Origin of the sequence: Actinoplanes sp. NPDC026623 (assembly GCF_040638275.1) — a bacterium.
GTDB lineage: Bacteria > Actinomycetota > Actinomycetes > Mycobacteriales > Micromonosporaceae > Actinoplanes.
In genome coordinates this window covers 1-11,534 of record NZ_JBEZXZ010000118.1, presented here as the reverse complement: position 1 = coordinate 11,534, position 11,534 = coordinate 1, and the positions used below count along the sequence as shown (strand labels likewise).

Below are 11,534 nucleotides of genomic sequence, written 5' to 3'. Positions count from 1 at the left end.
CCCTCATAGGAGTTCGCCATGCTTCGTTCCCACCGACGCCTACTCTCGGCAAGCGCGGCATCACTGCTCGTCCTCGGTATAGCGGCCTGCGGCGGCACCACCAAGGACAATTCCTCCGACTCGGGTGCGGCCGCGTCGACCGCGGCCACCGCCGACCCCAACGCGAAGCTCAAGGAAGGCCTGAAGATCGCGTACCTGCCGAAGCAGCTCAACAACCCGTACTCCGACGTCGAGGTGGGCGGCGGCAAGGTGGCGGTCGGGGAGCTCAAGGGCGAGTACAAGCTGGTCGGTCCGAACGACGCGAGCGCCTCGTCGCAGGTCAGCTACATCAACACGCTGATCCAGCAGCAGCAGGACGTGATCGTCATCGCCGCGAACGACCCGAACGCGGTGTGCCCGTCGCTGAACCAGGCACGCCAGGCCGGCATCAACATCGTCGCGTTCGACTCCGACGCCGCCAAGGAGTGCCGCGACGTCTTCATCAACCAGGCCACCACCCAGGGCATCGGCGAGAGCCTGGTCAAGATGGCCAGCGAGCTGGCCGGCGGCGCGGGCGAGATCGCGATCCTCTCCGCGACCCCGAACGCCACCAACCAGAACGCCTGGATCGACGTCATGAAGACCGAGCTGGCCAAGCCGGAGAACGCCAAGCTCAAGCTGGTCAAGACCGTGTACGGCAACGACGACGACCAGAAGTCCTTCCAGGAGGCGCAGGGCCTGCTGCAGTCGTACCCGAACCTGAAGGTCATCGTCTCGCCGACCACCGTCGGCATCGCCGCGGCCGCGCGCTACGTCAGCTCCTCGAACTACAAGGGCAAGGTGGCCATCACCGGCCTCGGCCTGCCGAACCAGATGCGCGAGTACGTCAAGGACGGCACCGTGAAGAAGTTCGCCCTCTGGAACCCGGCGGACATCGGCTACCTCGCCGGGTACGCGGGCGCCGCGCTGGCCTCCGGCCAGATCACCGGCAAGGAGGGCGAGAAGTTCACCGCCGGCAAGCTCAAGGAGTACACCATCGGCGCCGCCGGCGAGATCGTGCTCGGCCCGCCGACCGAGTTCACCGCCGCCAACATCGACCAGTTCGACTTCTGAGCCGAGGCACCGGTATGCGCTACTGCTTCCACCTCCAGGTCCGCCCCGAGCGGATGGCGGAGTACGTGGAGCGGCACCAGGCCGTGTGGCCCGAGATGCTCCAGGCATTGCGGGCCACCGGCTGGCGCAACTACTCCCTGTTCCTTCGGCCCGACGGGCTGCTGATCGGCTACGTCGAGGCCGACGACCTCGAGGCGTCCCGGGCCGCGATGGAGGCCACCGACGTGAACGCCCGCTGGCAGGCGGAGATGGCCCAGTTCTTCGCCGGCACCGCGCCCGGCGACGGCTTCCCCCTGCTCACCGAGGTCTTCCACCTCTGAAGAAGACGAAGACACAGAAGCAGACACAGAAGGTAAGTGATACACAATGGCTGACCTGGCCGCCGTCAAACGGGCCCTCGCCGCGCAACGAATCGAGACCCCGTCCTGGGCCTTCGGCAACTCCGGCACCCGGTTCAAGGTTTTCGCGCAGGCCGGCGTGCCCCGCAGCCCCGAGGAGAAGATCGCCGACGCCGCTGCCGTGCACCGGTTCACGGGCGTGGCGCCGACGGTCGCGCTGCACATCCCGTGGGACAAGGTGGACGACTACGCGGCGCTGTCCGCGTACGCGCGGGAGCTCGGGGTGGGGCTGGGCGCCATCAACACCAACGTCTTCCAGGACGACGACTACAAGCTGGGCTCGGTGACGAACCCGGACCCCGGCATCCGCCGCAAGGCCACCGACCACCTGCTCGAGGCGGTCGACATCATGGACGCCACCGGGTCGCGGGACCTGAAGCTGTGGTTCTCCGACGGCATCAACTATCCGGGGCAGGACGACCTGCGCAACCGCCAGGACCGCCTGGCGGCGGCGCTGCGCGAGACCTACGACCGGCTCGGCGAAAACCAGCGCATCCTGCTGGAGTACAAGCTCTTCGAGCCGGCCTTCTACGCCACCGACATCCCGGACTGGGGCACGTCCTACGCGCACTGCGTCGAGCTCGGCGACCGGGCGACGGTGTGCATCGACACCGGGCACCACGCGCCGGGCACGAACATCGAGTTCATCGTGGCCTTCCTGCTGCGGCAGGGAAAGCTCGGCGCGTTCGACTTCAACAGCCGCTTCTACGCCGACGACGACCTCATGGCCGGCGCCGCGGACCCGTTCCAGCTGTTCCGCATCATGAACGAGATCGTGCGCGGCGGCGCCCTCGACCCGGCGTACGGCATCAACTTCATGCTCGACCAGTGCCACAACATCGAGGCGAAGATCCCGGCCATCATCCGGTCGGTCATGAACATCCAGGAGGCGACCGCGAAGGCGCTGCTTGTCGACCGCGACGCCCTCGCCAAGGCGCAGACCGACGGCGACGTGCTGGAGGCGAACGCGGTGCTGATGGACGCGTACAACACCGACGTCAGGCCGCTGCTGGGCGAGGTGCGGGCGGACGCGGGGCTTGATCCGAACCCGGTCGCGGCGTACCGGAGGAGCGGTTATCAGGAGCAGATCGTGCGGGACCGGGTGGGCGGCCGGCAGGCCGGCTGGGGCGCGTAGCGCGATCACCCGTGGGGCGGCCGCCGCCTCGTCAGGCGGAGGCCTCCCGCGGATGATGCCCTACCCGGTGTGCGGTGGCGGCTCGGTCGCGCCCGTCATGATGGCCACCGCCTCGGACATCGAGTGGCTCTCCGGGGTGATCACCGTGGCCCGGCGGCCCAGGCGCTGGATGTGGATCCGGTCGGCCACCTCGAAGACGTGCGGCATGTTGTGGCTGATCAGGATCACCGGCAGGCCCCGGTCGCGCACGTCGCGGATCAGCTGCAGTACCCGGTTGCCCTCCTTGACACCCAGCGCCGCCGTCGGCTCGTCGAGGATCACCACCTTGCTGCCGAACGCCGCGGAGCGGGCCACCGCGACCGCCTGGCGCTGGCCCCCGGAGAGCGACTCCACGGCCTGGCCGATGTTCTGCAGGGTCGCCACGCCGAGCTCGTTCATGTGGCGTCTCGCCTCCGCGCGCATGTGCCGCTTGTCCAGCAGGCGGAACACCGAGCCGAGCACGCCCGGCTTGCGTTCCTCCCGGCCGAGGAACAGGTTGTCGGCGATGTCCAGGCCCGGCGCCACCGCGAGGGTCTGGTAGACCGTCTCGATCCCGGCCGAGCGGGCGTCCATCGGATTACGGAACTGGACCCGCCTGCCGTCCAGGTAGATCTCGCCGCTGTCCGGGATCAGGGCGCCCGAGAGTGCCTTGATCAGGCTCGACTTCCCGGCGCCGTTGTCGCCGATCACCGCGAGGATCTCGCCCGGATACAACTCCAGGTCGCTGTTCTCGATGGCGGTGACCCGGCCGTACCGCTTGGTGATGCCCCGCGCTTCCAACACCGCCGTCGTCACGTTTTCACCTTCCTGATCCACTGGTCCAGCGAGACCGCCACCAGGACCAACAGGCCGATCGCGAAGCCCTGCCAGACGACCTCGACGCCCGCGAGCTGCAGGCCGTTGCGGAACACGCCGACGATCAGCGCGCCGATCAGGGTGCCGAGCACGCCGCCGCGACCGCCGAAGAGGCTGGTCCCGCCGAGCACGACCGCGGTGATCGAGTCGAGGTTGTAGTCGACGCCGACGTTGGGGCTGGCGGATGCCAGCCGGCCGATGAGGATCCACGCGCCGACCGCGTAGAGCAGGCCGGCCACGGTGTAGACCGAGAACAGCACCCGGTTGGTCCTGATGCCCGCCAGCCGGGCCGCCTCGAGGTCGTCGCCGGTCGCGTAGACGTGCTTGCCCCAGGCCGTCGAGCCGAGGGCGTAGAAGAAGACCGCGAACAGCAGCAGCATGATGATCGAGCCGTAGGTGAGCCGGAAGCCGCCGATCGGGATCGTCGTGCCGGTCCACGTGAGGATGTCCGGCATGTCCGAGCCGCGGATGGTCTCGCTCTTGGAGACCACCGAGTTCAGCGAGAAGAAGATGCTCAGCGTGCCCAGCGTGACGATGAACGGCGGCAGCTTGATCTTGGTGACCAGGAAGCCGTTGAGCGCGCCCATCGCCGTGCCGCAGACGAGGCCGAGCAGCAGCGCCAGCAGGCCGGGCATGCCGAGCTTGGTGGCGAAGTTCGCCATCAGGATCGACGAGAAGACGGCGATCGCGCCGACCGAGAGGTCGATGCCGGCGGTCAGGATGATGAGCGTCTGGCCCAGCGCGAGCACCGCGATGACGGTGACCTGTGCGAGCACCAGGGACAGGTTGGGCGCCGAGAAGAAGCGCTGGTTGGCGATCGAGAAGGCGACGATCGCGACGATCAGCACGGCCAGCGGGCCGAGCGTCGGGTTGCCGTGCAGCAGGTGCTGCAGGCGCAGCCCGAGCGAGTCGTTGTGCCGGACCTCGAAGTCCTGCGGCCGGGGTGGCGGCTTCGCGACGGTGGTCATCGTCAGCCCCAGCAGTTCTGTTTGCCCCAGGCCGAGTCCTCGGACGCGAGCCCGGACTGTGCCTGGTCGGTGATCAGCGTGACACCGGTGTCCACGAAGTCCTTGCCGGCGGTCGCCTGCGGCTTGGTGCCGTCGTCGATGAACTTGTCGAGCGCCTCGATGCCGAGCGACGCCATCTTGAGCGGGAACTGCATGGAGGTCGCGCCGATCACGCCGGCCTTGACGTTGTCGACGCCGGGGCAGCCGCCGTCGATCGAGACGATGGTGACGGCCTTGTCCTTGCCGGCGGCCTTGATCGCCTGGTAGGCGCCGGCCGCCGCGGGCTCGTTGATCGTGTAGACGAGGTTGATCGACGGGTCCTTCTGCAGCAGGTTCTCCATCGCCGTGCGGCCGCCGTCCTCGGCGCCGTCGGTCACGTCGTGGCCGGAGATCCGCGGGTCGTTCTCGTCGCCGATCTTGTTGGGGTCGCCGACCGGGATGCCGAAGCCGTCCAGGAAGCCCTGGTCGCGCTTGACGTCGACGGAGACCCCGTTGGCGTTGAGGTCGAGCATGGCGATCTTCGCCTGCTTGCCGCCGGCGGCGAACTTCGCCTTGGCCCACTGCCCGATGAGCTTGCCCGCCTGGTAGTTGTCGGTGGCGAAGGTCGCGTCGGCGGCGTCGGCCGGGTCGGTCGGGGTGTCCAGGGCGATGACGAGCATGCCCTGCTGCTTGGCCTTGTCGATCGCCGGGACGATCGCCTTCGAGTCGCTCGGGGTGATCAGGAAGCCCCGGGCGCCGGCGGAGATCAGGCTCTCGATCGCCTGCACCTGCGCCTCGTTGTCGCCGTCCTGCTTGCCGGCGAAGGTCTGCAGCTTCAGTCCGGCCGCGTCCGCGGCCTGCTGCGCGCCCTCCTTCATCTTGACGAAGAAGGGGTTCGTGTCCGTCTTGGTGATCAGCCCGACGATCGCTTGGCCACCGGCGTCGTCACCGCCGCAGGCCGCGGTGCCGAGAACCACGGCCACCGCGACCAGCGCGGGCCCGAGGCGCCCGCGCTTGATCAGCGTTGATTGGCGCATGTCCCCTCCAAATCGATTTAGCAAAATCGTGAGACAACGTTGTCTTGCAGTAGACGACTCGGCGCATCGAGTGTCAACAATTAGTTTCCATGACGTTGCATTCCGTGATCGTCATTCATATCGATCAATGCCAGGGGGGATCATGACGCACCGCCGGCCCACCATGAACGACGTCGCCCGGGCCGCGGGCGTCAGCCTCAAGACCGTCTCCCGGGTCGTGAACGGCGAGCTCACCGTGGACCCCGCCCTGGCCGCCCGGGTCCGCGCCGCGATCGGCTCGCTGAACTACCGCCGCCACCTCGGCGCGAGCATGCTGCGCCGCAAGGACCGGCGCACCGGGACCATCGGGCTGCTGGTCGAGGACGTCGGCAACCCGTTCTCCGCGGCCCTGCACCGGGCGGTCGAGGACGAGGCCCGGGCGCGCGGCGTGCACGTGCTGGCCGGCAGCCTCGACGAGGACCCCGACCGCGAACGCGACCTGGTCCGGGCCTTCGCGCGACGGCACGCCGACGGCCTGATCCTCGCGCCGGCCGGCCCGGACCAGGGTTATCTCGCCGCGGACCTGCCGCCGGACGTCCCGGTCGTCTTCGTGCAGCGGCCGGCCACCGGATTCGCGGGTGACTGCGTGCTGGCCCGCGACGCCGCCGGGGCGGTGCGCGCGGTCCGGCACCTGATCGCGTACGGGCATCGCCGCATCGCGTTCCTCGGGGGCCGGGCCGACGCCGCGACGACCGGCGAGCGCCGCCGTGGCTACCTCTCCGCGGTCGACGCCGCCGGACTGCGCCCCTTCATGATCGACGGGCTACGCGGTTCGCAGGCCGCGGAGGCCGTCACCCGGAATCTCTTCCGGCGGCCGCGGCCGCCGACCGCCCTGTTCACCGGCCGCAACCTGATCACCATCGGCGCGGTGCGGGCGCTGCGCCTGCTCGACCGGCACCGCGACGCGGCCCTCGTCGGCTTCGACGACTTCCCCCTGGCCGACCTGCTCGAACCCGCGGTCACGGTGATCGCCCAGGACCCGGCCGAGATGGGCCGCGCGGCGGCCCGGGCGCTCCTCGAGCGCATCGACGGGGAAACGGCGGAGCCGCGCGAGATCAGCATCGCGACGACGCTGATCCCGCGCGGCTCCGGTGAGCTGCGCCCTCAGGTACGGGCTACGGGAAGTTGACGATGTTGACCGGCACGGTGTCCGTGCCCTGTGCCGCGCCGCCGGTGTTGTTGACGACGTGGTCGATGACCCCTTGGCCACCCAGCGAGACGGTGAAGATGCTGTGCAGCTTCACCCCGGAGTTGACCGGGACCTCGAAGCCGCGGTCCGAGTGCACCTGCGGGTTGATGTTGAAGTAGCAGTAGCTGCCCATCGCCCAGGCCTCGTGGCTGGTCACGTTGTCGGCGACCTTGTACGCCGCGTACCCGTTGGCGCCGGAGCGCCAGGTGGCGTTGTTCGGCGGGTCGTACGGCTGCTCGTTCTGCAGGAAGTAGGTGCGGCCCCCGTTGCCGTTCCACTGCACCTCGTACTTCTGGTAGTGCTCGACGAACAGGCCGTACGCGGTCACGTTCTGACCGTTGACGATCAGGCCGCTGTCCGCGGTGTTGACCGTCCAGCCGTAGGTGCCGGCGTTGCCGTGGTCGGCGCGCCAGGCCCAGATGTGGTCGATGATCGTGTTGTTGCTGTTCACCAGCAGGCTGTTGGTGGCCTTGCCGGCGATCGATCCGCCGATCCGGAAGAACACGTCCTGCACGGTCGTCGGGTTGCCGGCGTGGCTGGCCGAGGAGCCGTTCGGGCCGATCACCAGCAGGTTCGCCGAGTTGGTCGTGCCCGCGTCGAAGAGCAGGCCGGCGATCTTCACGCCGTCCACGTCGGACACCTGCATCGGCGTGACGCCGCCGTCCGGGATGATCGTGGCGTAGCCGAGGCCGAGCACCACGGTGTTCGCCCGGGTCACGTTGATCGTCTGGTTGACGTGGTAGACGCCCGGCTGGAAGAGCAGGTTGAGGCCCTGCGCGAGGGCGCTGTTGATCGTCGCGGCGCTGTCGCCGGGCTTGGCGACGTAGAACTGCGTGAGCGGGATCGCGGTGCCCGGGGTGTTGCCGTTCGCCCAGGTCACCCCGGCGGCGTTGGTCTGCAGGTTGGGGACGAACACCTGGTACGCGCCGCCGGCCTGGTACAGGTACGGCTTCTCCCGGATGACCGGCGCGGTGCCGATCGTGGTGTACGGCGGGTTCGGGAAGCTCGTCGCCGGCGCGCCCTGCACACCGACGAACGCCTGGTTCCACACCGCGTTCAGGCTCGAGCCGATGGTGCTGTTGCGGGTGAACCACTGCTGCTGCGAGTACTGCTGCTCGGAGCCGCTGATCCGGGAGTCGGCGATGTAGCCGCCGGACGCCCAGCCGTAGCCGTCCGGGGCGAGGTTGAGGTTGCCGTGGATGTCCATCCGGCGGAACGGCGCGGCCTGCGAGACGGCCCAGCGGTTGGCACCGGAGACCGGGTACACCGAGAGGTTCTCGACCGAGCGCCAGAAGTTCTGGGTCGCGTTGCCCTGGAACCAGCCGGCGTCGACGGTGATGTCGCCGTTGATCCGGGTGTCCTGCGGGTTCTGGCCGAGGCCGAGCACCGAGGTGTAGAAGCCGACCTGGATGTTCAGGCCGTTGTAGGTGCCCGGCTTGAACGCGAGCACGTAGCGCTGCAGGCCGAACTGGTTCGACTCCTGCTGCCGGAAGATCGTGTCGGCCTGACTCTGGATCGAGGCGCTCGACATCGACGGGTCGAAGACGATCACGTTCGCGCCGAGGCTGCCGCCGCCGGGCACGGTCGGGCCGGTCGTCGGCGGCGTCGTCGGGGTCGTCGTCGTGCCGCCGAAGATCTTGAACTCCCAGAGTGAGTACCCGTACTGGGTGGCGCGCTCGGTGCCGTACATCCGGACGTAGCGGGCGGTGGCCGAGACCGCGAGGCTCTGCACCCCGGCGACGCCCGCGGTGGCCGCGGTGGCGTCGGACCAGGTGCCGCCGTCGGCGGAGGTCTGGATCCGGAAGGTCTTGGCGAACGCCGCCTCCCAGTTGAGCTCGACCCGGGTGATCGCCGAACTGGCGCCCAGGTCGACCTGCAGCCACTGCGGGTCGGCGAACGCCGACGACCAGCGGGTGCCCGCGTCGCCGTCGACCGCGGCGGAGGCCGGGAACACGCCGGGGTTCTCCGACGACGAGGTGGTGGCCGGCTTGCCCTGCGACAGCAGCGTCTCGGCGGCCGAGGCGCTCAGCGCGGTGACCGCACCGAAGCCCGCGACGACCGCGGCGACCAGGGCCCCGGTGGCGGCGAAGCGCCACCGGCTGCGGGTTCGTCTCTCGGCGACGGTTGAGGGATCAGGGATGACCATTGCATCTCCTAGACACGGCGGTACGGGCGCGGGGGATGCGCGTCCGGGCGGGAGCCGGGGAAAGCTCCCGGTTGGGGATGACGGGGAGGCGTTCGCAGAGAGCGCTCCCCCGGCTTCTGGACGCTAAGTTCGTTACGCCGATGTGTCAAAGGAGAGTCCAAAAGTTAAGCGGCGATGAATCGGTGCCGCTCGCCCGGCGGCCCGCCCGGCGCGACGACACCCGGCCCCTCCATCGGCAGCGACGATTGCCTGACTCTTGGTGACCAATGTCGACAGACAACCCTCCGTCCGGGCGCTGAGCTGCGACGAGGGCCGACGGAACGGTCGAGGGGTGCGGGACGGGCGGTGACCGCCCGGGCCGCCCATCGGGCGACCGCGACGGGATTCACCCGGGTCGATAACGATTGTCGAACCAGAAATCGACATGCCCGAATGGGCTCGTATCTGCAAGACGCGCAATACCGCCATCGCCCGCAGATCGGACGGCAGGGCAGAATAGTGGGGAAGCGCTTCCCGGGCCGGGAAAGCATTACGCCGCGCACCCGGTGGCGGCCGGGTACGCGGCGTAATGAGCGGTTCGCGGTCAGCCCAGGTCGACCGTCGGGTAGAGCGGGAAGTCGGCGAGAAGCTCGGTGGCCTGCTTGGCGACCCGGTCGGACACCGCGGCGTCCAGGTCGAACTTCGCCTTCGACGCGCCGGGCTGCGTGAGGGTCAGGACCGTGTGCATGAGCTCGGCGATCTGATCCATCTCCGCCGTGCCGAGGCCGCGGGTGGTCAGCGCCGGCGTGCCGATGCGGATGCCGGAGGTGTACCAGGCGCCGTTCGGGTCCTGCGGGATCGAGTTGCGGTTCGTGACGATGCCCGAGTCGAGCAGCGCCTGCTCCGCCTGGCGGCCGGTCAGGCCGTACTTGTCGACGTCGATCAGCACCAGGTGGTTGTCGGTGCCGCCGCTGACGACCGTGGCGCCGCGGCTGGTCAGGCCGGCCGCGAGCGCCTGGGAGTTGTCGACGATGCGCTGCGCGTAGTCGGCGAACTCGGGGCGGCGGGCCTCGGCGAACGCGATCGCCTTGGCGGCCATCACGTGCGAGAGCGGGCCGCCCAGCACCATCGGGCAGCCGCGGTCGACCTGGGCGGAGAGCTCCGGCTGGCAGAAGACCGCGCCGCCACGGGGGCCGCGCAGGCTCTTGTGCGTCGTCGTGGTGACGATGTGCGCGTTCTGGATCGGGTCGAAGTCGCCGGTGAAGACCTTGCCGGCGACCAGGCCCGCGAAGTGCGCCATGTCGACCATGAAGGTCGCGCCGACCTCGTCGGCGATCTCCCGCATGATGCGGAAGTTCACCTTGCGGGGGTACGCCGAGTAGCCGCCGACGATGACCAGCGGCCGGAACTCCTTGGCCGTCGCACGCAGCGCCGCGTAGTCGATCTGGCCGGTTGCCGGGTCGACGCCGTAGCTGCGCTGGTCGAACATCTTGCCGGAGATGTTCGGCCGGAAGCCGTGGGTGAGGTGGCCGCCGGCGTCGAGCGACATGCCGAGCATGCGCTGGTTGCCGAACGCGGCGCGAAGCTCGGCCCACTCGGCGTCGGTCATGTCGTTGACGTTGCGCTTCTGCACCTTGGCCAGCGCCGGCGCCTCGACCCGGTCGGCCAGGATCGCCCAGTACGCGACCAGGTTGGCGTCGATGCCGGAGTGCGGCTGCACGTACGCGTAGGGCGCGTCGAACAGGGCCTTGGCGTGCTCGACGGCGACGGCCTCGACGGTGTCGACGTTCTGGCAGCCGGCGTAGAACCGGCGGCCGATGGTGCCCTCCGCGTACTTGTCGCTGAGCCAGTTGCCCATGGCGAGCAGCACGGCGGGTGACGCGTAGTTTTCGGAAGCGATCAGCTTGAGCGACTCGCGCTGGTCCGTGAGCTCCTTGGCGATCGCGTCGGCGATGCGTGGCTCGACGGCGCGGACCGCTTCGAGAGCGGAACGGAATGCGGTCGACTCGGCGTTCAGTGCAGACATCGGACCTCCCTATCACAGGTGAAGAGGCCCAGGCGCACGGCAGGTCGCCCAGCGGACCGGTCACCACGGGACGGGGCCGCTCCACGATGGTTGGCCCATCCGAACGCGCCAGTCACGGCCCGCCGAACAGCATACCGGCGACGCCCGCGCCGCGCGATCGCTTGCCCAGGTCGGCGGCCCCGGCACCACACATTTCGGGCATGCCCCGCCCCTCAGACCCGGAAGCGTTCCGCGACCGCCCGGAGTTCGTCGGCCACCCGGCCCAGCCGGCTCATCGCGTCGTCCGCCTCGGCCAGCGTGCCGCTGGTCTGCTCGGCGGACTGGGCCACGCCGTTGATGTTCGCGGCGATCGTCGAGCTGCCGTTGGCCGCCTCGCCGATGCTGCGGCTCATCTCGGCCGTGGTCGCGGTCTGCTCCTCGACCGCCGAGGCGATGGTGACCTGGTAGTCGTTGATCTGCTGGATGATGTGCGTGATCTCGCCGATCGCCGCCACCGCGCCGGACGTGTCCGCCTGGATCGTCTCGACCCGGCGGGAGATGTCCTCGGTCGCCCTCGCCGTCTCCTGCGCGAGGTCCTTGACCTCGCCGGCGACGACCGCGAAGCCCTTGCCCG

10 protein-coding genes are annotated in these 11,534 nt (G+C 69.4%); 4 read left to right on the top strand and 6 right to left on the bottom strand.

Annotated elements, in window-relative coordinates:
- The first annotated feature begins 18 nt into the window (after positions 1 to 18).
- The 3 genes from rhaS to rhaI are packed head-to-tail and all read left to right on the top strand — an operon-like array spanning position 19 to position 2,625.
- Positions 19 to 1,092 (top strand): rhamnose ABC transporter substrate-binding protein, encoded by a 1,074-nt coding sequence (rhaS, locus tag AB0F10_RS28735; protein WP_360631689.1) that lies wholly within the window; start codon positions 19 to 21, stop codon positions 1,090 to 1,092.
- Positions 1,093 to 1,106: 14 nt separating this feature from the next.
- The gene (locus tag AB0F10_RS28730) at positions 1,107 to 1,412 is read left to right on the top strand and encodes an L-rhamnose mutarotase (protein ID WP_360631686.1); all 306 of its coding nucleotides are present in this window, start codon (positions 1,107 to 1,109) and stop codon (positions 1,410 to 1,412) included.
- A gap of 46 nt (positions 1,413 to 1,458) precedes the next feature.
- Positions 1,459 to 2,625, top strand: a complete 1,167-nt coding sequence (rhaI, locus tag AB0F10_RS28725) for an L-rhamnose isomerase (protein ID WP_360631683.1) — start codon at positions 1,459 to 1,461, stop codon at positions 2,623 to 2,625.
- Positions 2,626 to 2,685: 60 nt separating this feature from the next.
- On the opposite strand, the gene AB0F10_RS28720 is transcribed toward rhaI, so the two are convergent.
- From AB0F10_RS28720 to AB0F10_RS28710, 3 genes are read right to left on the bottom strand one after another with little or no spacing between them, the layout of a single operon-like run.
- Positions 2,686 to 3,459 (bottom strand): ATP-binding cassette domain-containing protein, encoded by a 774-nt coding sequence (locus AB0F10_RS28720; protein WP_360631681.1) that lies wholly within the window; start codon positions 3,457 to 3,459, stop codon positions 2,686 to 2,688.
- Positions 3,456 to 4,487, bottom strand: a complete 1,032-nt coding sequence (locus tag AB0F10_RS28715) for an ABC transporter permease (RefSeq protein WP_360631678.1) — start codon at positions 4,485 to 4,487, stop codon at positions 3,456 to 3,458. The genes AB0F10_RS28720 and AB0F10_RS28715 overlap by 4 nt, the downstream gene beginning before the upstream one ends.
- A 2-nt stretch (positions 4,488 to 4,489) precedes the next feature.
- Positions 4,490 to 5,542 (bottom strand): substrate-binding domain-containing protein, encoded by a 1,053-nt coding sequence (locus AB0F10_RS28710; RefSeq protein ID WP_360631675.1) that lies wholly within the window; start codon positions 5,540 to 5,542, stop codon positions 4,490 to 4,492.
- A 142-nt stretch (positions 5,543 to 5,684) separates the two neighbouring features.
- On the opposite strand from AB0F10_RS28710, the gene AB0F10_RS28705 reads away from it, so the two are divergent.
- Positions 5,685 to 6,710: a LacI family DNA-binding transcriptional regulator gene (locus AB0F10_RS28705; RefSeq protein ID WP_360631672.1), complete on the top strand. Its 1,026-nt coding sequence runs from the start codon at positions 5,685 to 5,687 to the stop codon at positions 6,708 to 6,710.
- Here the strand turns inward: AB0F10_RS28705 and AB0F10_RS28700 are convergent.
- The 3 genes from AB0F10_RS28700 to AB0F10_RS28690 form a co-directional block, all read right to left on the bottom strand.
- Positions 6,697 to 8,916, bottom strand: a complete 2,220-nt coding sequence (locus AB0F10_RS28700; RefSeq protein ID WP_360631669.1) for a discoidin domain-containing protein — start codon at positions 8,914 to 8,916, stop codon at positions 6,697 to 6,699. The two genes, AB0F10_RS28705 and AB0F10_RS28700, sit on opposite strands and share 14 nt — an antisense overlap.
- 583 nt (positions 8,917 to 9,499) lie before the next feature.
- Entirely contained in the window at positions 9,500 to 10,921 is a 1,422-nt protein-coding gene (locus tag AB0F10_RS28695; protein WP_360631666.1) for a glycine hydroxymethyltransferase, read from the bottom strand.
- 212 nt (positions 10,922 to 11,133) lie between these two features.
- Positions 11,134 to 11,534, bottom strand: a 401-nt coding sequence (locus tag AB0F10_RS28690) for a methyl-accepting chemotaxis protein (protein WP_360631664.1), incomplete at its 5' end; no start/stop codon positions are given.

Coding starts and splice junctions, on each gene's coding strand:
- rhaS (WP_360631689.1), top strand. CDS start 19: ATGCTTCGTTCCCACCGACGCCTACTCTCGGCAAGCGCGGCATCACTG.
- AB0F10_RS28710 (WP_360631675.1), bottom strand. CDS start 5,542: ATGCGCCAATCAACGCTGATCAAGCGCGGGCGCCTCGGGCCCGCGCTG.
- AB0F10_RS28715 (WP_360631678.1), bottom strand. CDS start 4,487: ATGACCACCGTCGCGAAGCCGCCACCCCGGCCGCAGGACTTCGAGGTC.
- AB0F10_RS28705 (WP_360631672.1), top strand. CDS start 5,685: ATGACGCACCGCCGGCCCACCATGAACGACGTCGCCCGGGCCGCGGGC.
- rhaI (WP_360631683.1), top strand. CDS start 1,459: ATGGCTGACCTGGCCGCCGTCAAACGGGCCCTCGCCGCGCAACGAATC.
- AB0F10_RS28700 (WP_360631669.1), bottom strand. CDS start 8,916: ATGGTCATCCCTGATCCCTCAACCGTCGCCGAGAGACGAACCCGCAGC.
- AB0F10_RS28695 (WP_360631666.1), bottom strand. CDS start 10,921: ATGTCTGCACTGAACGCCGAGTCGACCGCATTCCGTTCCGCTCTCGAA.
- AB0F10_RS28730 (WP_360631686.1), top strand. CDS start 1,107: ATGCGCTACTGCTTCCACCTCCAGGTCCGCCCCGAGCGGATGGCGGAG.